This window comes from Vibrio sp. 10N.261.46.A3 (genome assembly GCF_041472995.1).
In the GTDB taxonomy this organism is placed as follows: Bacteria; Pseudomonadota; Gammaproteobacteria; order Enterobacterales; family Vibrionaceae; genus Vibrio; species Vibrio coralliirubri.
On the sequence record NZ_JBFRRH010000035.1, the window covers coordinates 105054 to 130322 of the forward strand.

At 44.9% G+C, this 25269-nt stretch carries 23 protein-coding genes and 2 tRNA genes; 22 read left to right on the forward strand and 3 right to left on the reverse strand.

Annotation, left to right across the window (positions count from 1 at the left end; translation table 11 throughout):
• The first annotated feature begins 144 nt into the window (after positions 1-144).
• The 13 genes from secG (at position 145) to AB4484_RS10100 (ending at position 13159) form a co-directional block, all read left to right on the forward strand.
• Complete coding sequence (gene secG, locus AB4484_RS10040; protein WP_017059392.1) at positions 145-477, forward strand: preprotein translocase subunit SecG; 333 nt, start codon at positions 145-147, stop codon at positions 475-477.
• A 16-nt stretch (positions 478-493) separates the two neighbouring features.
• Positions 494-578 (forward strand) — tRNA-Leu (locus tag AB4484_RS10045).
• Positions 579-631: 53 nt separating this feature from the next.
• A tRNA-Met gene (locus AB4484_RS10050) sits at positions 632-708 on the forward strand.
• 235 nt (positions 709-943) lie between these two features.
• Positions 944-1399, forward strand: coding sequence for a ribosome maturation factor RimP (rimP, locus tag AB4484_RS10055; RefSeq protein ID WP_004738265.1), 456 nt, complete (start codon positions 944-946; stop codon positions 1397-1399).
• Positions 1400-1434: 35 nt separating this feature from the next.
• Positions 1435-2922 (forward strand): transcription termination factor NusA, encoded by a 1488-nt coding sequence (gene nusA / locus AB4484_RS10060; RefSeq protein WP_017059230.1) that lies wholly within the window; start codon positions 1435-1437, stop codon positions 2920-2922.
• A gap of 22 nt (positions 2923-2944) precedes the next feature.
• Positions 2945-5635: a translation initiation factor IF-2 gene (infB, locus tag AB4484_RS10065; protein WP_048605664.1), complete on the forward strand. Its 2691-nt coding sequence runs from the start codon at positions 2945-2947 to the stop codon at positions 5633-5635.
• A gap of 134 nt (positions 5636-5769) precedes the next feature.
• Complete coding sequence (rbfA, locus tag AB4484_RS10070) at positions 5770-6183, forward strand: 30S ribosome-binding factor RbfA (protein ID WP_017065964.1); 414 nt, start codon at positions 5770-5772, stop codon at positions 6181-6183.
• Entirely contained in the window at positions 6183-7136 is a 954-nt protein-coding gene (gene truB, locus AB4484_RS10075) for a tRNA pseudouridine(55) synthase TruB (protein WP_017059233.1), read from the forward strand. The genes rbfA and truB overlap by 1 nt, the downstream gene beginning before the upstream one ends.
• 218 nt (positions 7137-7354) lie before the next feature.
• Entirely contained in the window at positions 7355-7624 is a 270-nt protein-coding gene (rpsO, locus tag AB4484_RS10080) for a 30S ribosomal protein S15 (protein ID WP_010436144.1), read from the forward strand.
• 378 nt (positions 7625-8002) lie between these two features.
• Entirely contained in the window at positions 8003-10123 is a 2121-nt protein-coding gene (gene pnp / locus AB4484_RS10085; RefSeq protein ID WP_019819855.1) for a polyribonucleotide nucleotidyltransferase, read from the forward strand.
• A 124-nt stretch (positions 10124-10247) separates the two neighbouring features.
• On the forward strand, positions 10248-11171 hold the full coding sequence (nlpI, locus tag AB4484_RS10090; RefSeq protein ID WP_372077871.1) for a lipoprotein NlpI: 924 nt from the start codon (positions 10248-10250) through the stop codon (positions 11169-11171).
• 153 nt (positions 11172-11324) lie between these two features.
• Positions 11325-11732: a MarR family winged helix-turn-helix transcriptional regulator gene (locus tag AB4484_RS10095; RefSeq protein ID WP_017056675.1), complete on the forward strand. Its 408-nt coding sequence runs from the start codon at positions 11325-11327 to the stop codon at positions 11730-11732.
• Positions 11733-11821: 89 nt separating this feature from the next.
• A complete protein-coding gene (locus AB4484_RS10100; protein ID WP_372077874.1) occupies positions 11822-13159 on the forward strand; it encodes an MATE family efflux transporter in 1338 nt (445 codons plus the stop codon).
• Between the two features lie 85 nt (positions 13160-13244).
• On the opposite strand, the gene AB4484_RS10105 is transcribed toward AB4484_RS10100, so the two are convergent.
• The 3 genes from AB4484_RS10105 to AB4484_RS10115 all read right to left on the reverse strand — a co-directional run bounded on the left by AB4484_RS10105 (position 13245) and on the right by AB4484_RS10115 (position 17372).
• Entirely contained in the window at positions 13245-14123 is an 879-nt protein-coding gene (locus AB4484_RS10105) for a U32 family peptidase (protein ID WP_017059237.1), read from the reverse strand.
• Between the two features lie 18 nt (positions 14124-14141).
• The gene (locus AB4484_RS10110; protein WP_017068227.1) at positions 14142-15155 is read right to left on the reverse strand and encodes a peptidase U32 family protein; all 1014 of its coding nucleotides are present in this window, start codon (positions 15153-15155) and stop codon (positions 14142-14144) included.
• Between the two features lie 177 nt (positions 15156-15332).
• Positions 15333-17372: a bifunctional diguanylate cyclase/phosphodiesterase gene (locus tag AB4484_RS10115; protein ID WP_017068226.1), complete on the reverse strand. Its 2040-nt coding sequence runs from the start codon at positions 17370-17372 to the stop codon at positions 15333-15335.
• 216 nt (positions 17373-17588) lie between these two features.
• Here AB4484_RS10115 and AB4484_RS10120 point away from each other — a divergent pair, with 216 nt between their 5' ends.
• The 9 genes from AB4484_RS10120 to deoC all read left to right on the forward strand — a co-directional run bounded on the left by AB4484_RS10120 (position 17589) and on the right by deoC (position 25166).
• Positions 17589-18158, forward strand: a complete 570-nt coding sequence (locus AB4484_RS10120) for an SCP2 domain-containing protein (RefSeq protein ID WP_372077877.1) — start codon at positions 17589-17591, stop codon at positions 18156-18158.
• Positions 18142-18645, forward strand: a complete 504-nt coding sequence (locus AB4484_RS10125) for a GNAT family N-acetyltransferase (RefSeq protein ID WP_050633588.1) — start codon at positions 18142-18144, stop codon at positions 18643-18645. Before AB4484_RS10120 ends, AB4484_RS10125 begins: the two co-directional genes overlap by 17 nt.
• Before the next feature lie 136 nt (positions 18646-18781).
• Entirely contained in the window at positions 18782-19180 is a 399-nt protein-coding gene (locus AB4484_RS10130; RefSeq protein ID WP_050633587.1) for a DNA polymerase III subunit psi, read from the forward strand.
• On the forward strand, positions 19173-19628 hold the full coding sequence (gene rimI, locus AB4484_RS10135; RefSeq protein ID WP_372077881.1) for a ribosomal protein S18-alanine N-acetyltransferase: 456 nt from the start codon (positions 19173-19175) through the stop codon (positions 19626-19628). The genes AB4484_RS10130 and rimI overlap by 8 nt, the downstream gene beginning before the upstream one ends.
• A 137-nt stretch (positions 19629-19765) precedes the next feature.
• Positions 19766-21346: a peptide chain release factor 3 gene (gene prfC, locus AB4484_RS10140; RefSeq protein ID WP_017059244.1), complete on the forward strand. Its 1581-nt coding sequence runs from the start codon at positions 19766-19768 to the stop codon at positions 21344-21346.
• A 105-nt stretch (positions 21347-21451) separates the two neighbouring features.
• Positions 21452-21607 carry a DUF5363 family protein gene (locus tag AB4484_RS10145; protein ID WP_372077883.1) on the forward strand — a complete coding sequence of 52 codons (156 nt, stop codon included), beginning with the start codon at positions 21452-21454 and terminating at the stop codon, positions 21605-21607.
• The gene (locus AB4484_RS10150) at positions 21588-22400 is read left to right on the forward strand and encodes a TatD family hydrolase (RefSeq protein WP_372077885.1); all 813 of its coding nucleotides are present in this window, start codon (positions 21588-21590) and stop codon (positions 22398-22400) included. Before AB4484_RS10145 ends, AB4484_RS10150 begins: the two co-directional genes overlap by 20 nt.
• Positions 22401-22604: 204 nt before the next feature.
• Positions 22605-23867: a NupC/NupG family nucleoside CNT transporter gene (locus AB4484_RS10155; protein ID WP_017058833.1), complete on the forward strand. Its 1263-nt coding sequence runs from the start codon at positions 22605-22607 to the stop codon at positions 23865-23867.
• Between the two features lie 522 nt (positions 23868-24389).
• Positions 24390-25166, forward strand: a complete 777-nt coding sequence (gene deoC / locus AB4484_RS10160; protein ID WP_048605645.1) for a deoxyribose-phosphate aldolase — start codon at positions 24390-24392, stop codon at positions 25164-25166.
• Positions 25167-25269 lie beyond the last annotated feature (103 nt).

Below are 25269 nucleotides of genomic sequence, written 5' to 3' on the forward strand. Positions count from 1 at the left end.
CTTATTTTTTAGCAAATTCTCCTTGTCAGCCATCGTCGCATTCGCTAGTATTGCTCGGCCTTCAGTTAGGAGGTCGCTAGCCTTGTTCTTAAAAATAGTTTTTTGAACGGCGCTGGCTCAACAATTAGGAACATAGGTGGAAAAATGTTTACAGTTCTACTTGTGATTTACCTGTTGGCAGCGCTTGGTGTAATTGGCCTAGTGTTGATTCAACAAGGTAAAGGCGCAGATATGGGAGCCTCTTTCGGTGCTGGCGCTTCAAACACTGTGTTTGGTGCTGGTGGCTCAGGAAATTTCCTTACCCGAATGACTGCAATTTTTGCAACTACATTTTTTATCCTTAGCTTAGTGCTTGGTAATATGTCTACACATAAAACTGAGTCACAATGGATTGACCCGACCCAAGGTCAGGTAATTCAACAAGCTGATGATGCAGTGAGTGAAGTTCCGGCGCAAGGCGACGAAATTCCACAATAATCTGTAAAGATTTGATGCCGAGATGGTGAAATTGGTAGACACGCTAGCATGAGGTGCTAGTGCCTTAGGGTGTGAGGGTTCGAGTCCCTCTCTCGGCACCATGTTTACAAACTTGTAAAACATCTTGTTGGGCGTATAATGCTCGCAAGTCGGACGCGGGATGGAGCAGTTTGGTAGCTCGTCGGGCTCATAACCCGAAGGTCGTCGGTTCAAATCCGGCTCCCGCAACCACATTTCAATGCTATTATATAGCTTGTATTGGTAGCAAGTTTGCACAGTGTGAACCTCACTGTGAGTTAAGTGCGATATCGAATGTGATGGCACTTAACATATAAGGGTCCAGCAACAAAAACCCCGGCTTATACGGGGTTTTTTGTTATCTAAGCATTTGTAAATGTATTTAGATAATGTTTGCTTGGAATTTAAATTGGGCTTTGAGCCCTTTTTTTGTTTCTGGAGTGGTTAAATGACTGGTTTAGAAAGACAACTTACTGAAATGCTTGACGCTCCAGTAGCAGCATCAGGTTATGAGTTAGTTGGATTAGAATTTATTCGTGCTGGTGAGCACTCAACGCTACGTATTTACATCGATTCACCAAACGGTATCAATGTAGATGATTGCGCTGAAGTTAGTCACCAAGTAAGTGCCGTAATGGACGTTGAAGATCCAATTTCAGTGGCTTATAACCTTGAAGTGTCTTCACCAGGTTTAGAGAGACCACTGTTCAAAGCAGAGCATTACCAACAATTTATTGGTCACGAGGTAAGCATCGTTTTGAAAATGGCTGTCGGCAACCGTCGTAAATGGAAAGGTGATATCCAATCTATCGAAGGCGAGACAGTGAAAGTATTGGTTGAAGGACAAGAAGAAGAATTCGTCCTGAGCAATATTGCGAAAGCTAACCTGATCCCTAAATTTTAGTTCTCCTAGAGAGAAGAGCTTAAGAGGCTAGATTAATGAACAAAGAAATTTTGGCGGTAGTAGAAGCTGTTTCAAATGAGAAAGCAGTTCCTCGTGAGCGTATTTTTGAAGCGCTTGAAATCGCGCTTGCAACGGCAACAAAAAAGAAAAGCGAACTAGAAATTGAAGTTCGCGTTGAAATTGACCGTAAAACGGGTGATTTCGAAACTTTCCGTCGTTGGGAAGCTGTTGAGGAAGTTGAATTCCCAACAAAAGAAATCTCTATTGAAGCTGCAAAGTACGATGACCCAGAGATCGAACTTGGCGGTTTCATTGAAGATGATATCGAATCAGTAACGTTTGACCGTATTACGACTCAAACGGCTAAGCAAGTTATCGTACAGAAAGTACGTGAAGCTGAACGCGCTCAAATCGTTGAGCAGTTCATCGATAACGAAGGCGAGCTAGTAACTGGCGCAGTTAAGAAAGTTAACCGTGACACTATTATCCTAGACCTAGGTAACAACGCTGAAGCGGTAATCCTTCGTGATGACCAACTTCCTCGTGAAAACTTCCGTCCAGGTGACCGTGTTCGTGGTCTTCTTTACGCAGTTAAACCAGAAGCTCGTGGTTTCCAGCTTTTTGTTACTCGTTCGAAGCCAGAAATGCTAGCTGAACTATTCCGTGTTGAAGTGCCTGAGATTGGTGAAGAGCTAATTGAACTTAAAGGTGCTGCACGTGACGCTGGTTCTCGTGCTAAAATCGCTGTGAAAACAAACGACAAACGTATTGACCCAGTTGGTGCGTGTGTTGGTATGCGTGGCGCACGTGTACAAGCTGTTTCTAACGATCTTGGTGGTGAGCGTATTGATATCGTTCTTTGGGATGATAACCCGGCTCAATTCGTAATCAACGCAATGGCTCCTGCTGATGTTGCTTCAATCATCGTTGATGAAGACGCACACTCTATGGATATCGCTGTTGAAGCGGATAACCTAGCACAAGCGATTGGCCGTAGCGGTCAAAACGTACGTCTAGCTTCTCAACTTACTGGTTGGGAACTGAACGTAATGACTGTTGCTGATCTTGAGAAGAAGCACCAAGAAGAAGCAGTTGCTTCTATTGAAAACTTCATGAAGCACCTAGACATTGAAGAAGACTTTGCTCAAATGCTTGTTGAAGAAGGCTTCTCTACGCTTGAAGAAGTAGCATACGTTCCTGTGAACGAGCTTCTTGAAGTAGATGGTCTAGACGAAGGTATCGTTGAAGAACTACGTAACCGCGCAAAAGACGCACTGACTACTCTAGCGCTAGCGAAAGAAGAAACTTTCGACGGTGTTGAGCCTGCTGAAGACTTACTTGCACTTGAAGGTCTTGAGCGTGAAATGGCTTACAAGCTAGCAGCAAAAGGCGTTGCGACATTGGAAGACCTAGCTGACCAAGGCGTTGATGAACTAGAAGGCATCGAAGACCTAACTGCAGAGCGTGCAGGCGAGCTAATTATGGCTGCGCGTAACATCTGTTGGTTCGGCGACGAAGAATAATTCAGCAAGGAGAGAAAGCGGTATGACACAATTAACAGTTAAAGCACTGAGTGAAGAGATTGGTACGCCAGTTGACCGCTTAATTGAACAACTTGCTGATGCAGGCATGAAGAAAGCAGGGTCGGATCAAGTGACTGATTCAGAGAAGCAAACATTGCTAACGCACCTTAAAAAGGAGCACGGCGATACTTCAGGCGAAACAGAACCGACTCGTTTAACTCTTCAACGCAAGACCCGCAGCACGCTAAGTGTTGCCGCTGGAGGCGGTAAGAGTAAGGATGTTCAAGTAGAGGTACGTAAAAAGCGTACTTACGTGAAGCGCAGCACTATTGAAGATGAAGCGAAACGTGAAGCTGAGGAAGTAGCTAATCGTGAAGCGGAAGAGAAAGCACAACGCGATGCTGAAGAGCAAGCGAAACGTGATGCTGCAGAGAAAGCACAGCGCGAAGCCGAAGAAAAAGTAACACGTGAAGCGGATGCAAAACGTGAAGCTGAAGAGAAGGCTCAACGCGCACAAGCTGAAAAGGCTAAAAAAGACATGAATTCAAAAAATGCAGACGCTAACGCACAAGCGAAAAAAGAAGCGGATGAACTTAAAGCTCGTCAAGAGCTAGAAGCAACTCGTAAAGCAGAAGCTGAAGCAGCTAAGCTTGTTGAAGAAGCTCGTAAGTTAGCAGAAGAGAACCAAGAACGTTGGTCTGAAGAAGAGAAGAAGAAGAAAGAGCAAGAGAAATCTGCGGATTACCATGTGACTACTTCTACTTACGCTCGTGAAGCTGAAGATGCGGCAGATAAGAAAGATGAGAAAGCACCTCGTCGTCGCAAGAAGAAAGCAGCTCCTGCTAACCAACCTGCAAACAACCGTGGTGGTCGTAACCAACGTGGTCGTGGCGGTAAAGGTAAGCTTGCTAAACCAACTTCAATGCAGCAAGGCTTCGATAAGTCAGCGACTGTTGCTAAATCTGACGTTGCTATCGGCGAAACTATCGTTGTTTCTGAACTGGCTAGCAAAATGTCAGTTAAAGCAACTGAAGTTATCAAAGTAATGATGAAGATGGGCGCTATGGCGACTATCAACCAAGTGATCGACCAAGAAACAGCACAACTTGTTGCTGAAGAAATGGGTCACAAGGTAATCCTACGTAAAGAAAACGAACTTGAAGAAGCAGTACTAGCTGACCGTGATAGCGATGCTATCGCTGAAGGTCGTGCTCCTGTTGTTACTATCATGGGTCACGTTGACCACGGTAAAACTTCAACACTTGATTACATTCGTAAAGCACACGTTGCTTCTGGCGAAGCTGGCGGTATCACGCAGCACATTGGTGCTTACCACGTAGATACTGACAACGGCATGATCACTTTCCTTGATACTCCTGGACACGCGGCGTTTACAGCTATGCGTGCTCGTGGTGCTCAAGCGACAGATATCGTTGTACTTGTTGTTGCAGCAGACGATGGCGTAATGCCACAAACAATCGAAGCAATCCAGCACGCGAAAGCGGCAGGCGTTCCTCTGATTGTTGCTGTGAACAAGATCGATAAAGAGGGTGCAAACCCAGACAACGTTAAGAATGAGCTAGCTCAATACGACGTTATCCCTGAAGAATGGGGCGGTGAGAACATCTTCGTTCACATCTCTGCAAAACAGGGTACAAACATCGATGGTCTTCTAGAAGCAATCCTTCTTCAGTCTGAAGTTCTTGAGCTTACAGCGGTTAAAGAAGGCATGGCGTCTGGTGTTGTTGTTGAATCTCGTCTTGATAAAGGTCGCGGTCCAGTTGCAACAGTACTAGTACAGTCTGGTACTCTAAATAAAGGCGACATCGTTCTTTGTGGTCAAGAGTACGGCCGTGTTCGTGCAATGCGCGATGAGAACGGCAGAGACATCGAAACTGCAGGTCCATCTATCCCTGTAGAAATTCTAGGTCTTTCTGGTGTACCTGCATCAGGTGACGAAGCGACTGTTGTACGTGATGAGCGTAAAGCACGTGAAGTTGCGAACTACCGTCAAGGTAAATTCCGTGATGTTAAACTAGCTCGCCAACAAAAAGCGAAACTAGAGAACATGTTCGCGAACATGACGGCTGGCGAAGTTGCTGAGCTTAACGTTGTACTTAAAGCTGACGTTCAAGGTTCTGTAGAAGCGATTGCTGACTCTCTACTGAAACTGTCTACTGACGAAGTTAAAGTGAACATCGTAGGTTCTGGTGTTGGTGGTATTACTGAAACTGATGCAACTCTTGCTGCAGCTTCTAACGCTATCATCCTTGGTTTCAACGTTCGTGCTGACGCAACTGCGCGTAACACGGTTCAGAACGAAAACCTAGATCTACGTTACTACTCAATCATTTACCAACTGATTGACGAAGTTAAACAGGCGATGGGCGGTATGCTTGCTCCTGAATTCCGTCAAGAGATCATTGGTCTTGCACAAGTTCGTGACGTATTTAAGTCGCCTAAACTTGGCGCAATCGCTGGTTGTATCGTTACTGAAGGTACGATTAAGCGTAGCAACCCAATCCGTGTACTTCGTGAAAACGTTGTTATCTACGAAGGTGAACTAGAGTCACTTCGTCGCTTTAAAGATGACGTTCAAGAAGTTAAGAACGGTTACGAGTGTGGTGTCGGCGTTAAGAACTACAACGACGTTCGCGTTGGTGACCAGATCGAAGTATTCGAAATCGTTGAGGTTAAACGTACTCTAGACTAATCAGTCTGTACGACTCGACATATTGACTAAGGTTACTAACATTACTAGTAAAGGTAATAAGTAATCGGTTGTTGAATACACCATGGGGGGCTGGTAATTACCAAGCCCCCCATCTTTCTAAGTGAGAAAAGAAAATGTCAAAAGAATTTAGCCGCACGCAACGTGTGTCTCAGCAGCTTCAAAAAGAGCTTGCGCTTATCCTACAACGTGAAGTTCGTGACTCACGTATTGGTATGGTAACTATCTCAGACGTAGAAGTGTCTCGTGACCTTGCTTACGCAAAAGTGTTCGTGACTTTCCTGTGTGTTGGTGAGCAAACTCCTGAATCATGCCTTAAAGCTCTTAAAGAGCATGAAGTGCCAGTTCGTATGGCTCTTGGTAAGCGTATTCGCCACCGTCTAACGCCTGAAGTTCGTTTTACTTACGACAACACACTAGTAGAAGGCATGCGTATGTCTAACCTAGTAAGTGAAGTTCTGAACGATGATAAGCGTAAGCAAGAAGAAGCAGGCCGCACTGACGAAACTCAGTCTAAGGGCGAAGAGTAATGGCTCGCCGTCGTAAAGGTCGCCCTATCAACGGGGTAATTCTATTAGATAAGCCGACTGGCATTTCGTCTAATGATGCACTGCAAAAAGTAAAGCGTATTTACTTTGCAGAGAAGGCAGGGCACACCGGTGCTCTGGATCCTCTTGCGACTGGCATGCTGCCAATTTGTCTTGGTGAAGCAACGAAGTTCTCTCAGTTTCTTCTAGATTCTGATAAGCGCTACGTTGTTATCGCTAAGCTTGGTGAGCGTACCAATACCTCTGACTCTGATGGTGAAGTGGTAGAGACACGTGATGTTAACGTGACTCAAGAACAGCTTGAGCGTTGTATTGCGAGCTTCAAGGGTGAAACCGATCAGATACCATCAATGTTTTCGGCATTGAAGTATCAAGGTAAGCCTTTGTACGAATACGCACGTGCAGGTATCGAGGTTCCTCGTGAGTCTCGTAAGATCACCGTGTACTCTATTGAACTGCTTCGCTTTGAAGGTGATGAAGTTGAAATGGAAGTGCATTGTTCGAAAGGCACATACATCCGCACAATTACCGACGATCTTGGTGAGATGCTAGGTTGTGGTGCTCACGTGACCATGCTTCGTCGTACAGGTGTCGCAAAGTACCCATACGAGCGTATGGTGACTTTGGAGCAGTTAAATGAGATCCTAGAGCAAGCACAGGCGCAAGAAATTGCCCCGAAAGAGCTGCTTGATCCTCTGTTGATGCCAATGGACACTGCCGTTGAAGACTTACCAGAAGTAAACCTGAACGCGGAACTGACTGACTTAGTTCAGCACGGTATGCCAGTTCAGGTTGCTGGTGCGCCAACTGAAGGCACGGTTCGTATGACAAGTGGCGAAGAGAAGCTGTTTGTCGGCGTAGCTCAGATTGCTGAAGATGGCCGAGTTGCACCGAAGCGTTTGGTTGTTTTCAGAGATGAAGAACCACAAGCGTAGCGCTTACATCGAATCAGATCTTAGAGCTGAGTCGTGAAAAGCGAGCAAATAAGACAGAAAGCGAACGCCTAATTTAGGTGGTTCGCTTTTTTCGTTTTTAATGGGTTCGATTGTTATTGCACCAACTGACAAACTTCCCTATAATCCTCGGCTCGCGTAGCGGCTGAATCAGAGATTGGCTGCTACAAATATAAACTTACTCTTATCAGGAGAGAATTATGTCTCTGAATGCAGAAACTAAAGCAGCAATCGTTGCAGAATACGCACAATCTGAAGGCGACACAGGTTCACCAGAAGTACAAGTAGCACTACTTACTGCTTCTATCAACCACCTACAAGGTCACTTCAAAGCGCACAAACACGATCACCACAGCCGTCGTGGTCTACTACGTATGGTTTCTAGCCGTCGTAAGCTTCTTGATTACTTGAAAGGCAAAAACCTTGCTCGTTACCAAGACCTAATCAAGCGTCTAGGCCTACGTCGCTAATAGCGATGTCTGCAAAGACAGTTTGAAGAAAAGGAGCATTTATGCTCCTTTTTTTGTGCCTGTAAGAAAATGCTAGGCTGGATGCTCAGAATATCATCTGGCTTTTTCTGATAGGAAATATATCTCCTAATAAAAATAGTTTATACTACGCCCGCCTATAGCGTTTTCAGCGTTTGGCAATCAACCTCTCAAGAGATTACAGTCACAGATGTCGGCCAATAGGTCGCGACTATTCAAAGGCGGATTTGGTCTTAATTCGGCGTATGAACACATACAAAGAGTCACCATCCTAAGTCCCTTTTCACTAGTCGCGATTGGTAATGTCTTGAGTCATTATTCACTTAATCTAAAGTCTGACTTTAGAGCTAAGGATATACAATGTTTGAAAAACCAGTTGTAAAATCGTTCCAGTACGGTAACCACACCGTTACTCTAGAAACGGGCGTAATTGCACGTCAAGCTACTGCTGCTGTAATGGCGACTATGGACGATACATCAGTATTCGTTTCTGTTGTTGCTAAGAAAGAAGCAGTTGCAGGTCAAGACTTCTTCCCACTAACAGTAAACTACCAAGAGCGTACATACGCTGCGGGTAAAATCCCTGGTGGTTTCTTCAAGCGTGAAGGTCGTCCATCTGAAGGCGAAACACTAACAGCTCGTCTGATTGACCGTCCAATTCGTCCACTTTTCCCAAGTGCGTTTAAAAACGAAGTTCAAGTTATCGCTACGGTTGTTTCTATCAACCCTGACGTAAACCCAGACATGATCACTATGATCGCAACGTCTGCTGCGCTTGCTATCTCTGGTGCTCCATTCAATGGTCCTATCGGTGCTGCACGTGTTGGTCACATCGACGGCGAACTTGTTCTTAACCCATCAAATACTGAGCTTGAAAACTCTAAACTAGACCTAGTTGTGTCTGGTACAGAAGGCGCAGTACTTATGGTTGAATCTGAAGCAGATAACCTATCTGAAGAAGAAATGCTTTCAGCTGTTGTTTACGGTCACGACCAACAACAAGTTGTAATCAAAGCAATCAACGAGTTTGCTGCTGAAGTTGCAACTCCATCTTGGAACTGGGAAGCGCCAGCAGTTAACACTGAGCTTAAAGCTCAAGTTGCTGAACTTGCTGAAACTCGTCTATCTGACGCGTACCAGATCACTGAGAAAATGGCTCGTTACGAGCAAGTTGGCGCAATCAAGAACGACGTTGTTGAAGCTCTAATTGCACAAGACGAAAACCTAGATGAGCGCGAAATCCGCGGCATGCTTGGTTCTCTAGAGAAAAACGTAGTACGTAGCCGCATCATCGCTGGCAACCCACGTATCGATGGCCGTGAAAAAGACATGGTTCGTGCGCTAGACGTACGTACTGGTGTTCTTCCACGTACACACGGTTCTTCTCTATTCACTCGTGGTGAAACTCAAGCACTTGTTACTGCAACGCTTGGCACACAACGTGATGCTCAAATCATCGACAGCCTAATGGGTGAGAAGAAAGACAACTTCCTTCTACACTACAACTTCCCTCCATACTGTGTAGGTGAAACTGGTTTCGTTGGTTCTCCTAAGCGTCGTGAAATTGGTCACGGTAAGCTTGCTAAACGTGGTATCCAAGCAGTAATGCCTTCTGTTGAAGAATTCCCATACACAGTTCGTGTTGTATCGGAAATCACAGAATCTAACGGTTCTTCTTCAATGGCTTCTGTATGTGGTACATCTCTAGCTCTTATGGATGCTGGTGTTCCAATCAAAGCTTCTGTTGCGGGTATCGCAATGGGTCTTGTTAAAGAAGGCGACGATTTCGTTGTTCTTTCTGACATCCTTGGCGACGAAGATCACCTAGGTGACATGGACTTTAAAGTAGCAGGTACTAACGCTGGTATCACTGCACTTCAAATGGACATCAAGATCGAAGGTATCACTAAAGAGATCATGCAAATTGCACTTAACCAAGCGCAAGGTGCACGTAAGCACATCCTTTCTGTAATGGATGAAGCTATCTCTGGTGCTCGTGAAGATATCTCTGAATTCGCTCCACGTATCCACACAATGAAAATCAGCTCTGATAAGATCAAAGATGTTATCGGTAAAGGCGGCGCAGTTATCCGTGCTCTTTGTGAAGAAACGGGTACTACAATCGAAATCGAAGACGATGGCACAATCAAGATTGCTGCTACTGAAGGCGCAGCTGCTAAAGAAGCTATCCGTCGTATCGAAGAGATCACAGCTGAAGTTGAAGTTGGCCGCATTTACCAAGGTAAAGTTGCTCGTCTAGCTGACTTCGGTGCATTCGTTACTATCCTTCCAGGTAAAGATGGTCTAGTACACATCTCTCAAATCGCTGACAAGCGCGTTGAGAAAGTGTCTGACTACCTAACTGAAGGTCAAGAAGTTCCTGTTAAGGTTCTTGAAATTGACCGTCAAGGCCGTGTACGTCTAAGCATGAAAGAAGCAGTTGAAACGCCAGCTGAAGGCGAAGCACCTGCTGCTGAGTAATTCTCAGTGTGTCGATGGTGATATCGCTTTTTAGTGATTTCTAACCTATCGTCAACAAAGCATGTTATAAAGGGGAGCATATCGCTCCCCTTTTTTATTGCGGTCATAACAGGAGTAATTATTTGTGAAATGGTTTCAAACCGCGAGTATGTGTTTACTGCTTGTACTAACAGGTTGTGCGACAACATCAGATAACACCTCACGTTGGGTTTATTCACCGATGGCTGTGCCACTGCAACCAAGCGTTCAGCAAGAAGTTCAAATTGCACGTCTTAGTCAGTTATTACAGCGCCCAGATTTGAACGATGAAGTTCGAGCTAAGATGCTGTTTGAACGTGGTAACTACTATGACAGTGTTGGCCTGCGTGATCTCGCACGTCTCGACTTCAACCAATCTCTTTCATTGAACCCTGCTCAACCTGATATTTTCAATCTTTTGGGTGTTTACTTTACGCAGGTAGGGGAGTTTGATGCGGCTTATGAATCTTTTGATTCTACGTTAGAGCTTGATCCTGCAAACTCTTACGCAGAAAGAAACCGCTCTATCGCGCTTTACTATGGCGAGCGTTACGACTTAGCCAATGAAGAGATGATGAAGCACTACGCCGATGATCCTAGCGATCCGTTTCGTGCTCTTTGGTTGTACATCATTCAGCATGAGCTGACGCCAGAGCAAGCTAAGCTTGATTTACAAAAACGTTACGAGAGCCGTGATGAGCAGTGGGGCTGGGTATTAGTCGCGATTATGCTTGATGACATTACTGAAGAGCAGGCTTTCAAGGCGATCTTAACCGGTACTCGTGACAACACGCTACTTGCGCAGCGTCTAACAGAGACGTACTTCTACCTTGCTAAGCGTTACCATATGAATGGTGACTACGCGAATGCTATCTCTTTGTACAAGTTAGCGGTTTCTTTTAACGTGTATGAATACGTAGAACATCGTTACTCTTTCTTAGAGTTAAGCCGTATCTTCACCACGCTTAAAGCTGAGCACTTAGCGCAAGTTAAGCTGGCTGAGGCCGAAGAAGAAGCTAACGCTAAGTAAGCAACACATTTTGATTCCGAAAAGCCGCTGCCTGTCAGCGGTTTTTTTATGCGCCTTTTTTATGATCTTCATCTCGTTTTGATTGCTTTTTATTTAAACAACATTAAAATAGTTAGCCTTGCTAACTAAATGCTATTCTTTGATTAGGTGAGTATGCTGAACCAGAATTTAGAAAAGATTGAGCGCTTCGCCTCTAAGATATGGCGCACTCAGGTAAATGAAGATCCTATTTGCCAATTGAGCTTCAATGAGTACGACTATTTGAAGGTCATCCAAGCCTCTCCTGAACCGATCCGATTGACTGATCTGGCGATTGAAATGCAAGTAACCAAACCTTCAGCAACCACTATGGTTCAAAGGCTAGAGAGAAAGGGGCTTGTGGAGCGTAAAGCTTCGCTCGAAGATGCGAGGTCTAAGTTGGTCGTACTGACCAGTAAAGCTGAAGTCGGCTTGGAAGAAGAAAGTAAGATCTATCAGGTTATGGCACAGATACTGGAAAGTCGTTTGTCTGAGCAAGAATCTCAGCAGCTAAACCTATTATTAAATAAAGCTTTGAAGTAACTAATTTAGATATTTAGTTAGCCTTGTTAACTAATTTTTCGAGTCATATCTTGTTGATATACGACTCACAAATGAAAGTAGAGTAAGAAATGAGTAACTCAATTAGTCGCCAGTTTTGGCGATACACAATCCCTACCGTGGCGGCCATGTTGGTTAATGGCCTGTACCAAGTTGTGGATGGCATCTTCATTGGCCGCTATGTGGGGGCTGATGGACTTGCAGGTATCAATGTTGCGTGGCCTGTGATTGGTTCGATTCTCGGTATTGGTATGTTGGTGGGTGTGGGTACAGGTGCGCTTGTCTCGATTCGCCAAGGTGAAAAAGATACTCAAGGCGCTAAACAGATCTTAGCAACGGGCTTAACCTTGTTGTTAGCGATAACGCCTATTGTTTCTGCATTGCTGTTCTTGTTTGCTGATAACTTCTTGCTTTGGCAGGGCGCTGAAGGGCGAGTGTATGAGCTTGGTCTGCAGTACTTACACATTCTGATTGGTGCTAGTGTCTTCACGTTAGGTTCGATCGCGATGCCGTTTCTACTGCGTAACGATGACAGCCCTAATCTAGCGACGATACTGATGATCGTTGGTGCGGTAATTAACATCGTACTCGATTACCTGTTTATCGCGCTGTATGGCTGGGAGTTGATGGGCGCAGCATTAGCAACAGCGATTGCCCAGTTTGTGGTAACGGGTCTTGGCTTGGCTTACTTCTTCTCACGTCGAGCAAACCTACGTTTACGTTGGAATGAGTTGAGATTGAAGCTCAATGTGATCCCACAAATCTTTGCGATTGGTACATCAAGCTTCTTTATGTACGCTTATGGTTCGATGATGGTGGCGCTGCACAATGCGTTGTTCTCTCAATATGGCGACCAGTTGATGATTGGCGCTTACGCTATTTTGGGCTACATCGTGACAGTTTATTACCTCACTGCGGAAGGTATCGCCAACGGCATGCAGCCATTGGTGAGCTACAACCATGGTGCGCGTAACCAAGCGAACATCCGTAAGTTACTTAAGATAGCGATGATGAGTTCGGTATTGATTGGTGTGGCGTTCGTGCTGCTTCTGAACGCATTCCCACGTGAGTTTGTGTCAGTATTTAACTCAGACGAACCTCAGCTAGTTGAGTACACCGTGCTGGGTATTCGACTTCACATGTTTGCACTGGCGCTGGATGGCTTCTTGGTAGTAGCGGGTGCTTACTATCAAGCAGTGAACAAGGGCAGCAAGGCGATGTTTGTGACGATAGGTAACATGCTTATCCAACTGCCGTTCTTGTACATTATGCCTAAGTTGTATGGTGTGCCGGGGATCTGGATTGCGTACCCACTGTCTAACATCGCGCTAAGTGTGGTGGTGATGGTAATGCTCTACAAAGACTTAAAGAAGCTCGATGCCTCACCGATGGAAACAGCGACGGCATAGGTCGTGTTTCTTAAGTCGAATTAAAAAGGTCTAGCGAATGCTAGACCTTTTTTGTACCTGTTACTGGTTAGTTCAATGCGAGGAACTAGATGTTCTTAACGTCTAAACCTGCAAGCTGATGCCAGTAACCATTACATTGGCGGCTTTCAATCTTCATCGGTTTTTGACCCTGCTCGTTTGCTCTGAAGTTATTGATTTCAGAGAAGGTATCGATACCGAGTGGGCTCAAACGAACCACATCAACCAGGTCGTGCATGTTTGGCAAATCATTGACTAGGTTGTAGCAGTAGCCTGATTGCGTCTGGATACCATTAAGGTTGAAAACTGATTGCCCTTCTTGGCTTTCTACTTGTAGCCCTGTTGGGTACTTGATACAGCAGGTTTCGCAATCGTCTTTAGCTTTGTTTTCTGCGCGAGCGGTAAAGCAGCGTGCTGAGTAAGCAAGCGGCAGGTAGCCGTGGCTAAACACTTCTACTTCGAACTTATTACGGATGTTCAGTTCTTCACACTGGGTCATTACGTTGCTTAGCCATTCGCGAGAAAGCTCAACCGGCATACACCAACGCGTCATGCCTTGTTTCAAGAACAGGTTCAGCGTGCGTGCGTTGTAGGTGTTCACTGCAGGGCCAACTACGAAAGGTACTTTGCTTTCACTAGCCAGTTGAATGGCAGACACATCATTGGCTTCGATAGCAAAGTCACCGTTATCGATGTACTTCTTCATGATGTTGACTTCGCTTGGTGCTTCTAGCAATGCCATGGTGGAAAGTACGACTTGCTTACCTGAAGCAGACAGTTCTTTAGCAATGTCCATCCAGTGCTTTGCTTTCATCTCACGACGCTTTGAACACACCGCTTCACCTAGGTAGATGATATCGGCAGAGCTTGATTTCGCTTGCTCATAGAAGCTTTCAACGTCTTGTTTTGGCCAAAAATAAAGTAGAGGGCCTAATGCGTATTTCATTGAGTTCTCCATTTGGCTCTATTGCCATTTACGGTGATAAGCGCCAAGCGTGGTTTGTGTACCTTCAGATACATTCGCCAGTGTCGCATTCCAAGCTTGTTCCACTTGGTATTGTTCTGGGTTCGCTAAGTAGCGATCGATAGCTGCGCGCCAAGTGCGAGTGACTTGTTCAACATAAGCAGGGCTACGTTGGCGACCTTCAATCTTCACTGAGGCAACGTTTGCCGCGAAAAGCTCAGGCAGCATGGATAGCGTGTTGAGGCTGGTTGGTTCTTCAAGTGCGTGATAGCGCTTACGTTCACCATCGATCTCGGCTTCAAAGCGGCCTTTACACAGCGTTGGGTAACCTGCGTTTTCACCTGCTTCGTACTTATCAATAAGGATTTCGTTCAAGCGAGATTCGAGGCCAGTTTCTGTTTCTTGCCAGCGAACGTATTTTGCCGGAGAACAAGCACCAACAGTATTTGGTGATTCGCCTGTCATGTATGAAGAGAGGTAGCAACGGCCTTCTGCCATGATACACAAGCTACCAAAAGCGAATACTTCAAGGTCAACGTCAGAAGTGATGTTACGAGAAAGCTGTTTGACCTGATGAATCGACAACACACGCGGCAGTACGACACGCTTAACGTTGAAGTTTTTATGGTAGAAGTCGATAGCCGCCGCATTGGTCGCAGATGCTTGCACTGATAGGTGCAGCTCTAGATCTGGATACTTATTTGCTGCGTACTCAAGCACCGCGATGTCTGCGATGATCAGCGCATCAACACCCAGAGCTGCGGCGTTGTCTACGGCATTGGTCCAACGGTCGAAGCCATTTGGGTGAGCAAACGTATTTAGGGCAACATGAATTTTCTTGTTGTGGTCATGCACATACTGCACAGCACGATCGAGCTTTTTACCCGCAAAGTTTAGGCCTGCAAAGTGTCGGGCATTGGTATCGTCTTTGAATCCGATATAGACAGCATCCGCACCACAATCAATAGCGGTTTTCAAAGCAGGTAAGTTACCCGCTGGGCATAAGAGTTCCATTTGCTCACTACCAGTAGAATTAAGTTGAAGCGAGCATTTTATGAAGAATTGTGAATGACGGAATTGATGTAAGGCAGGTTTAGATGGATAAATCTGCTTTTACTCCGTTTGAGGTACTGACGAGTGACCGTTTTAGATGTTGGCTTGGTTTAAATATGAGGTACTTGAATTGGTTAGCTAGTTCTTATGACGGCGGTTTTGGGCAAACAACTCTTCGACATCTTGTTTCGGTTGCGGGCGATAGAAGTGGAAACCTTGAATCGAACTACAGTTGAGGTTCGATAACAGAGTCGCTTGCTCACTGGTTTCGACACCTTCAGCAACCACGGTCAAATCGAGAGATTTACCTAGGTTGATGATGTTTTCAATTACGGTAATTTGCTTTGGTAGGGTATCGATATCAGAGATGAAAGCACGGTCAATCTTAAGCTCATCAATTGGGAAGCGAGCAAGGTAAGACAGTGAAGAGTAACCAGTACCGAAATCATCAATGGAGAGAGCAAAGCCGAGTTTCTTGATGGCGTTAAGCATTTGAAGTGTGTGTTCACTATCACTCATTACCGCGCTTTCCGTTAGCTCGAACGTAATCGCACTTGGATCAAGCTCGGTCGAACGCAGCAATTTTTCCATGTAATCAATCAGCTTTGGATTACCAAACTGTTCTGGAGATAGGTTGATCGCGACACGACCTGGAAGGATACCTTGCATCTTCCAGCGCTTAACCGTAGCAAATACTTCACGCATTACCACTCGGCCAAGTTGTTCAATAAGGCCAGCTCGTTCTGCCACAGGGATAAATGCGGCAGGACTAATATACCCTTCGACAGGGTGCTTCCAACGTACCAGAGCTTCAGCGCCGTTGATGGTGAAATCACGGGCATTCACTTTCGGTTGATACCAAACCTCAAGTCCATTTTGTTGCAGTGCTTTTTGGAGCTCTATCTCAAGCCACAGTCGCATGCGCGCTTCTTTGTTCATCTGTTCGTTGAACTTGATCAGACGGTTGCGCCCACGATCTTTCGCTTCATACATTGCTGTGTCTGCATTTTGCAGCAAGATACGAGCATCAGTACCATCTTGAGGAAAGCTCACGCTACCAATCGAGCAGGCTAAGCGCTTACTAAAGTGGTGAAGATCGAAGGGTTGATTGATCAGAGATATGATCTTTTCAGCGAGCATTTCAGGTGTTCGTTGATGTTCAGGTTCTGGCAGGATAATACCAAACTCATCCCCGCCTAAATGCCCAATCACTGCCTTACGAGGCAGTAGGCGTTTAAGGCGAGAAGCGACCTCTTTTATCACCTTGTCACCGATGTGATGACCAAGTGAGTCATTGATATTCTTAAAGTTATCAATATCTAAGTAGAGCATCACCACCGGCGTATCGTTGTGAATGAACTGCTCAAGACGCTTAGTAAACCCAACTCGGTTGTAGAGTTTGGTCAGTGCATCTATGTAGGCATCTTCACTGTTTGCCGGTGTGTATTGTTTTGCGGTTTCTTGTGCGTCTTGAATAAGCACCAGCTGAGTGTTGCTTCCAAGAACGGTGGTGGAGTCGATGTTGAGCTGAACCTTACGTTCAAAGCCGCATCGGGCACCTGTTAAGCAAACCAAACCAGACTCAGAAATAATAGAGCTGAGGTTATTATTAAAGACTGTTTTGGTTTGTTCATCGATAAATAGGCGCCCCAACTCTTCGCCAATTAACTCTGTGGTTGAGTTAAAGCCAAGCAAGCGCGCTGCCGCTGGGTTAGATGACAAGATGTAGTCACTTTCAACGAGCAGTAATCCGTCAGGGAGTAGTTGAGATAGTTTGTGGAATTTGGCTTCGGATTCTTCTAAAGAACGGACAAGTACTTGGTTTTCTGATGTGTCGAAGGCGTGAAAGACGATGTAGTCGGTTTTGTTGCCATTGGTAAGTGGAGATAGGCTGAAATGAAGGCTGGTATCGAGGTCAGTTTCGTTGAGGGTGACTTCGGCCTCAATCGTTTCGCCACTGAATGCACGCTCATAGTAAGGCTTAAGATGTTGGTAGAACTGTTCGCCCAATGTTTGGCGGTCATTCATGCCTGCAAGCTCTGTTTGACTCAAGCCAGCAATATCGCAGTAACGCTCATTAACCATAAAATAGTTATGTTGAGCATCAAGTACTGCAAAAAAGAACGGACTATTTGCAGTTAGCTGGGTAAACCAATGTTGTAGTTGCTGGGGAGGCATCAAAGTACTACCAATTCTCCAAGAGCTTGAATATTCACTATCGATAAATATTTATTACTTTTTGTGTGGCTATCGATATTTACCTGTGAGTGCAGCGATCCGCTGTAATTCTCATTACCTGAGTTACTATAACTGTGATTTTCAGGATATTAAAGGTCGAGTATCAAACAGAAGTTAATTTGATACATAACAGTAACTGAGATCTCAACATCATCTATGATGCATTCCATATTATTGACAAAGTTACGGATAAGTCACGTGATAAACAAGATTCGCACTCAACTAGTTCAAAATGCCGCATCAATTTTGCGATCTCCAGTCCAGTTATTGCCTAAAACAGTACAAAAAAGAGCCTTATTGGAGGCGCTTAAGAACGTCTTTAAGGAAGCTTTAGAGGACGGTGACTTTGAGTTTTTAGAAGACAAATGGTTGAAAGTCTCAATAAAAGACATGGGGTTAAGTTGGTGTATTAGCTACAAAAATGAGCAACTGGTTGTAGCTGATAAAGAGGAGGCTGAAGATGTTAGCTTTAGCGGCAACCTTAACGATCTTGTGTTGATTGCGGGGCGTAAAGAAGATCCAGATACGCTTTTCTTCCAACGTAGACTGTCTATTGAAGGCGATACCGAGCTCGGTTTAGAAGTCAAAAACTTGATGGATAGCGTAGATTTGGACTTATTGCCGACTCCTATGAAAACTTTGTTAAATCAATTAGCTGATTTTGTGCAGAAGGGAGTACAATCCCCAGATACACAAAGTGAGGTAATGAATGCTTATTCGAACTGAAGCACCGGCAGATATACTTGTCATTGATCGTTTATTGAAATCTGTTTTTGAAACAGATGCAGAAGCTAACTTGGTTATGAGCTTGCGTGAGAATAGCCATTTAACGCTATCGCTGGTGGCTTGTTCTGATGAAGGCGAAGTGGTTGGTCACCTGATGTTTAGCCCTATCACTCTTGATGGCGACGATCATAACTGGCAAGGGCTTGCGCCTCTCGCTGTGAAAGAAGAGTTCCGCAACCAAGGCATTGCCAAATCTCTAGTTGAAGATGCGTTTTCCACTTTGGTTGATTTTGGTTACCCAGCTTGCGTTGTGTTGGGTGACCCTGCTTATTACAGCCGCTTTGGTTTCAAGGCAGCGAGCGAGTTTGGCCTGAGTTGTGTTTGGGATGTGCCTGAAGGCGCTTTCCAAGCGATTGAATTGGTAGACGGTGCGTTTGCTGGACATGCTGGTGAGATTGCTTACAGCCCAGAGTTCAACGACTTATAAGCTGATTTATCACGCAATAAGATACAAACTGATTTAGTCTAAATAAAGGAGCTTGATGCTCCTTTATTTTTTGTTAGTATCAGCCCAGTTCTAATAAGCTTCGGCTCTAATCAACTTAAGGTTACTACCGCTAGATATGTCACAAACACACGCGCAATACCTACAAGAGATGGGCATTAGCCAATGGGAGCTAAGTCATCCAGAGCGTTTAGCGGGTTATGAATCTGAATTGACTCCGCTCTCGAACGATTGCAAGTTACTGTTGGTTTCGCCTGAAAAACCTCAGGAAGATCTCGCCGTGATGTTTGAGCGAGTACTTAAAAGTATCAAGCTCGACTTATCTCAGGCTTTACACCTTCAGCCACAACACTTGTCTACTGTGGATTTAGGTTCGGTTGAGTGGGTATGGTTTGCTGGTTGCGAGTCGCCTCAAGAGCTGAAGGCTAAAACACTTCAATCGCCATTACTGTCTGACATTAACGGTAACAACCAACACCGCCGCGACTTATGGCAACAAATTTGTGCTTATGACTAATCAATTTTTACCGACTTCACAACAACACCTAGACGCCATTTGGCAGATAGAACAGGCCGCGCATTCTCATCCATGGTCTGAAAATATGATCCGAGATCTTGAGAGTCGAGGTGCTTGTCATCATGTGCTTGAAGTCGATGGGCAAGTGGTTGGATACTTCTTCGCGCAAAACATCGTTGGTGAAGTCACGCTGCTTAATATTGCGGTAGACCCAAGCCAGCAAGGCAAAGGGTATGGGAAAGCGTTAACGGAACACTTCCTTGATATGTGTGAGCAAGCTGACGCGGAAAGTGCTTGGCTAGAAGTTCGCGAAAGTAATGTGAATGCGTTTAATCTTTACGAAAAGGCCGGTTTCAATGAAGTTGATCGCCGTCGTAATTATTATCCAACCAAGCAAGGCAACGAAGACGCCATCATTATGAGCTATCTTTTTCTGTCTTTTAGCTAAGCAGAGAGTACGCGAAAAATAGGGTGTAAACTGACCCTTTAGAAAGTGACACGCTTTCTGTATAATCCGCACACAGAATTCAAGGGCAAGTATTATCTACTTGCCCTTTTTACGCTTTAGATCAGCAAAGGGCGACTATGTCTTTCCAACAAGAAGTGAGCAAACGTAGAACGTTTGCGATTATCTCTCACCCGGATGCGGGTAAAACCACGATTACTGAAAAAGTTCTTTTATTCGGAAACGCGATTCAAAAAGCGGGTACCGTAAAAGGCCGTGGCTCTAACCAGCACGCTAAATCTGACTGGATGGAGATGGAAAAAGAACGTGGTATCTCGGTAACTACGTCGGTAATGCAATTCCCATACAATGATTGCCTAGTAAACCTACTAGATACTCCAGGACACGAAGATTTCTCGGAAGATACGTACCGTACGCTAACAGCGGTTGACTCTTGTTTGATGGTTATCGATGCTGCGAAAGGTGTCGAGGATCGTACTCGTAAACTAATGGAAGTAACACGTCTGCGTGATACGCCAATCGTAACGTTTATGAACAAACTTGACCGTGACGTTCGTGACCCAATGGAAGTGCTTGATGAAGTAGAGAGCGAGCTAGGTATGGCTTGTGCTCCAATTTCATGGCCAATTGGTTGTGGTAAAGAGTTTAAAGGTGTTTACCACATTCACCGTGATGAAACGATCTTGTACGAATCTGGCCACGGTCATGAGATCCAAGAAGTTCGCATCATCAAAGGTCTAGATAACCCAGAGCTAGATGAAGCAGTAGGTGCTGATCTTGCGGAAAGCGTACGTGAAGAGCTAGAGCTTGTTATCGGTGCTTGTCCTGAGTTTGATCATGAACTGTTCCTTGCGGGTGAACTAACGCCGGTTTACTTCGGTACTGCATTAGGTAACTTTGGTGTTGACCATATGCTTGATGGTCTAACGAAATGGGCTCCAGCACCTCAAACGCGTCAAGCGAACGAGCGTGATGTTGAAGCGACAGAAGAGAAGTTTTCTGGTTTCGTCTTTAAGATCCAAGCAAACATGGACCCTAAACACCGTGACCGTATCGCATTCATGCGTATCGTTTCGGGTACTTACAACCAAGGTATGAAGATGAACCATGTTCGTACTGGTAAGAGTGTAAGCATCTCTGATGCGGTAACCTTCATGGCGGGTGACCGTGCTCGTGCTGAAAAAGCATACGCGGGTGATATTATCGGTTTACATAACCACGGCACTATCCAGATTGGTGATACCTTTACTCAAGGCGAAAGCTTGAAGTTCGCTGGTATTCCTAACTTCGCACCTGAGCTATTCCGTCGTATCCGTCTACGCGATCCACTTAAGCAGAAGCAACTTCTAAAAGGCTTAGTTCAGCTTTCAGAAGAGGGCGCAGTACAAGTATTCCGTCCTATGCAGAACAACGACCTGATCGTTGGTGCGGTTGGTGTACTTCAGTTCGACGTGGTTGTAGCGCGCTTGAAAGCGGAATACAACGTAGAAGCTATCTACGAAGGTGTTAACGTTGCAACAGCTCGTTGGGTTGAATGTGATGACGCTAAGAAACTAGAAGAATTCAAACGTAAGAACCAATCTAACCTAGCGCTAGATGGCGGTGACAACCTGTCTTACATCGCACCAACTATGGTGAACTTGAACCTAGCTTCTGAACGTTTCCCTGAAGTTCAATTCCGAGCGACGCGCGAGCACTAATTTCTCCGCGATCTATTCGAGTTAAACAAAAACGTCTATTGTTCTGCAATAGGCGTTTTTTAATGCGTTTTATTTGAGGTTTAAAGGCTGAGGTTAGAAGCAGTTATGTTGGGTTGGATAAAAGCTTGGGTTAGGAAATACGATAAGTGGTGTGAAGAGTTTGGCTTAACGCCTGAGAACAAGCGCAGTTGTGTTGCTTATCGTCGTGATCCTCAAGGGAAACAAACGGAGAGCAGGGAAGATGACGCAGCAAATAAGTGACTTTCCGCTGTTTGATACTCATTGCCATGCGGATTTTGAAGCGTTTGAGCAAGGTTTTACACCTGAACAAACTATTGATGGCTATCTTAAAGAAGCGAAACAAGCGCAAGTCGAGAAGTTAATCATCCCTTCTATTGGTCAAAGTAACTGGAGGAGGCTTGATGAAATCGCTCAATCTCACTCCAATGTTTACTATGCATTAGGCTTCCATCCTTACTTTTTAGAGCAGGCCAATGACGAACAATTTTCGGAACTTAGCCAATTACTCTCTTCAAAAAACAGCCAATGTGTCGCGATAGGTGAGTGCGGGCTCGACTTTTTTGTGGGCGTTGAACGAGAGAAGCAAGAGCGCTTTTTCATCCAACAAATGGAACTTGCCAAGGCGTTTGAGTTGCCTTTAATCATCCATGAGAGGAAGTCTTACAACCGACTTATCGAGCTAATAAAGCAGCATAAGTTCACCTTAGGTGGTGTGATTCACGGTTTTTCTGGGAGTGAACAGCAAGCTTTGGCGTGGATCAGGCTCGGTTTCTATATTGGCGTCGGTGGAACGATAACTTATCCAAGAGCGCAAAAAACACGCACAACCATCGCAAAATTGCCCCTTGAATGTCTGGTATTGGAAACGGATGCTCCGGACATGCCCATGTATGGAAACCAAGGAAATGTTAATCATTCCAAACATTTAGTTACGATCTTAAATGAACTTTTTTTGCTTAGAAAAGAGCCAAAGCAATCGATTGCAGCGCAAATTTGGCAAAATAGCCATCGCGCATTCGGTATATGTGAATAAAATCGAAGGTTTTTGTTTATCGTTTGCGTAAATTGCACTGAGCTTGTGATTTAGCTCACATTTGCGTGTGAATGGTACATGAATCTTCTACGAAAGTGTGAGGACGGCATTACTTTATTAGTGGTCGCATGAGTATAATTGCCTCCGCTTTATAGCCCCATTTTGTAACACGCCAATAAATAACTAATAAGGAAGTCATAAACTATGAGCCTGTTTATGAGCCTAGTCGGAATGGTTGCACTGATCGCAATCGCAGTACTACTATCTGACAACCGCAAAGCTATTAATCTAAGAACAGTGGGTGGCGCTTTCGCTATCCAATTCGCACTTGGTGCATTCGTACTTTACATCCCTTGGGGTCGTGATCTACTTGCAGGTTTCTCTGCTGGTGTAGCAAACGTGATCGACTACGGTAAAGACGGTACTGGTTTCCTATTCGGCAGCCTAGTTAACTTCTCAGTTGACGGTATCGGTTTCATCTTTGCTTTCCAAGTACTACCAACTCTGATTTTCTTCTCTGCACTTATCTCTGTACTTTACTACATTGGTGTTATGCAAATTGTAATCAAAGTTCTTGGTGGTGGTCTTCAGAAAGCTCTAGGTACTTCTCGCGCCGAGTCTATGTCTGCAGCAGCAAACATCTTCGTTGGTCAAACTGAAGCACCTCTAGTTGTTCGTCCATTTGTTCCTAAAATGACTAACTCTGAACTATTCGCAGTAATGTGTGGTGGTTTGGCTTCTGTAGCTGGTGGTGTACTAGCAGGTTACGCATCTATGGGTGTACCTCTAGAGTACCTAGTTGCAGCGTCATTCATGGCAGCACCTGGTGGTCTACTATTCGCTAAAATCATTAAGCCTGAAACAGATACGCCAGACGACAACATCGCTGACGAAATGGACGGTGGCGATGACAAACCAGCTAACGTTATCGACGCAGCAGCAGGTGGCGCATCAGTTGGTCTACAACTAGCACTAAACGTTGGTGCAATGCTACTAGCATTCATCGGTCTAATTGCTCTAATCAACGGTATCCTAGGTGGCATCGGTGGTTGGTTCGGTATGGAAAACCTAACTCTAGAACTTCTTCTAGGTTGGATCTTCGCACCGCTAGCATTCATCATTGGTGTTCCATGGGAAGAAGCAACTATCGCTGGTTCTTTCATTGGTCAGAAGACAGTTGTTAACGAATTCGTTGCATACCTAAACTTCGTACCATACGTTGGTGAAAACGCTCAAGTTGTTGCAGCAACTGGTCAAGTGATGTCTGAGAAGACTCAAGCTATCATCGCATTCGCACTATGTGGTTTCGCAAACCTTTCTTCAATTGCGATTCTTCTAGGTGGTCTAGGTGGTATTGCACCAAGCCGTCGCCACGACATCGCACGTATGGGTGTTAAAGCGGTAATTGCTGGTACTCTATCTAACCTGATGGCAGCAACAATTGCTGGCTTCTTCCTATCTTTCTAATCAAGTAGATTTAGATATATAGACGCCATAATAATATCGCCCCGTAGCAAGAAATTGCTGCGGGGCTTTTTTTTTTTTAGGTCTAATGATTCTTTGAGATGAGCATAAGCATCAGCTTGAAGTCGATAATGGGTCTAGAATGTTTTTTTGAGATACAAACCGTTTGCGTTCTAAGGAGCACTACAATTTATTGATGGATACCTATAATGTATAAGCTAAAGGGATAGGATGTCTCTGTTGGCAAGAAAGTAACCTCGAAATCAACTCGAACGTTATTCTTCTGGGATTAAGCCAAAATTAGCGATACGCTATAGATGTTAGACACAACATGACTGATTTGTTGTGCCATAGACCAAACTGGTACTGTGCGGTGACAAGGATTGCAATTGGTAGCGAAAGTTATCAAGTCTTCAGGGAACCAAGTCCGTTCATTTGTGGCTACTGAGCATTACTAAAATATCCATCTATACTGGATGGAGGGCGAAGTAGTTAACTATTTGAATATATTGATCGGAGATAGAAATGAGCGATTTAAAAGCAGCAGCTCTACGTGCACTTAAACTTATGGACCTAACTACGCTAAATGATGACGATACTACTGAAAAAGTAGTGGCGCTTTGTCATGACGCGAAGACTGCAGTAGGCAACACCGCTGCAATCTGTATTTACCCTCGCTTTATCCCAGCAGCTAAGAAAGCGTTGCGTGAGCAAGGTACTCCAGAAGTACGCATTGCGACTGTAACTAACTTCCCTCATGGTAATGACGACATCGAAATTGCTGTTGCAGAAACAAAAGCAGCGGTAGCGTACGGCGCAGACGAAGTTGACGTAGTATTCCCATACCGTGCTCTTATTGCTGGCAACGAAGAAGTTGGCTTTGAGCTAGTTAAACAGTGTAAAGCAGCTTGTGGTGACATCACGCTTAAAGTGATCATCGAAACAGGTGAACTGAAAGAAGAAGCACTGATCAAGAAAGCTTCTCAAATCTGTATCGAAGCAGGTGCAGACTTCATCAAAACTTCAACAGGTAAAGTGCCAGTAAACGCGACTCCAGAGTTCGCGCGCATGATGCTTGAAGTTATTCGTGACATGGGCGTTGCTAAAACAGTTGGTTTCAAACCTGCTGGTGGCGTACGTACTGCTGAAGATGCAGCACTATACCTAGCAATGGCTGATGAGCTACTAGGCGCTGAGTGGGCAGACAACATGCACTACCGTTTTGGTGCTTCAAGCCTACTAACTAACCTTCTTAATACATTAGAAGTGACAGACCAAACTGCTGATCCAGCAGCATACTAATATCCCAATCGGGTGTAACAAGATTTAGTCTGTTTGATGGAGTGGCGTTAAGTCACTCCACATTACCTCTTTCCCTACAAACCATACTCACTAGAGTTTGGGA

Bases quoted from the DNA above. Each gene is read 5' to 3' on its own strand.
- secG (WP_017059392.1), top strand. From the start codon at position 145: ATGTTTACAGTTCTACTTGTGATTTACCTGTTGGCAGCGCTTGGTGTA.
- rimP (WP_004738265.1), top strand. From the start codon at position 944: ATGACTGGTTTAGAAAGACAACTTACTGAAATGCTTGACGCTCCAGTA.
- nusA (WP_017059230.1), top strand. From the start codon at position 1,435: ATGAACAAAGAAATTTTGGCGGTAGTAGAAGCTGTTTCAAATGAGAAA.
- infB (WP_048605664.1), top strand. From the start codon at position 2,945: ATGACACAATTAACAGTTAAAGCACTGAGTGAAGAGATTGGTACGCCA.
- rbfA (WP_017065964.1), top strand. From the start codon at position 5,770: ATGTCAAAAGAATTTAGCCGCACGCAACGTGTGTCTCAGCAGCTTCAA.
- truB (WP_017059233.1), top strand. From the start codon at position 6,183: ATGGCTCGCCGTCGTAAAGGTCGCCCTATCAACGGGGTAATTCTATTA.
- rpsO (WP_010436144.1), top strand. From the start codon at position 7,355: ATGTCTCTGAATGCAGAAACTAAAGCAGCAATCGTTGCAGAATACGCA.
- pnp (WP_019819855.1), top strand. From the start codon at position 8,003: ATGTTTGAAAAACCAGTTGTAAAATCGTTCCAGTACGGTAACCACACC.
- AB4484_RS10095 (WP_017056675.1), top strand. From the start codon at position 11,325: ATGCTGAACCAGAATTTAGAAAAGATTGAGCGCTTCGCCTCTAAGATA.
- AB4484_RS10100 (WP_372077874.1), top strand. From the start codon at position 11,822: ATGAGTAACTCAATTAGTCGCCAGTTTTGGCGATACACAATCCCTACC.
- AB4484_RS10105 (WP_017059237.1), bottom strand. From the start codon at position 14,123: ATGAAATACGCATTAGGCCCTCTACTTTATTTTTGGCCAAAACAAGAC.
- AB4484_RS10110 (WP_017068227.1), bottom strand. From the start codon at position 15,155: ATGGAACTCTTATGCCCAGCGGGTAACTTACCTGCTTTGAAAACCGCT.
- AB4484_RS10115 (WP_017068226.1), bottom strand. From the start codon at position 17,372: ATGCCTCCCCAGCAACTACAACATTGGTTTACCCAGCTAACTGCAAAT.
- AB4484_RS10120 (WP_372077877.1), top strand. From the start codon at position 17,589: ATGATGCATTCCATATTATTGACAAAGTTACGGATAAGTCACGTGATA.
- AB4484_RS10125 (WP_050633588.1), top strand. From the start codon at position 18,142: ATGCTTATTCGAACTGAAGCACCGGCAGATATACTTGTCATTGATCGT.
- AB4484_RS10130 (WP_050633587.1), top strand. From the start codon at position 18,782: ATGTCACAAACACACGCGCAATACCTACAAGAGATGGGCATTAGCCAA.
- rimI (WP_372077881.1), top strand. From the start codon at position 19,173: ATGACTAATCAATTTTTACCGACTTCACAACAACACCTAGACGCCATT.
- prfC (WP_017059244.1), top strand. From the start codon at position 19,766: ATGTCTTTCCAACAAGAAGTGAGCAAACGTAGAACGTTTGCGATTATC.
- AB4484_RS10145 (WP_372077883.1), top strand. From the start codon at position 21,452: ATGTTGGGTTGGATAAAAGCTTGGGTTAGGAAATACGATAAGTGGTGT.
- AB4484_RS10150 (WP_372077885.1), top strand. From the start codon at position 21,588: ATGACGCAGCAAATAAGTGACTTTCCGCTGTTTGATACTCATTGCCAT.
- AB4484_RS10155 (WP_017058833.1), top strand. From the start codon at position 22,605: ATGAGCCTGTTTATGAGCCTAGTCGGAATGGTTGCACTGATCGCAATC.
- deoC (WP_048605645.1), top strand. From the start codon at position 24,390: ATGAGCGATTTAAAAGCAGCAGCTCTACGTGCACTTAAACTTATGGAC.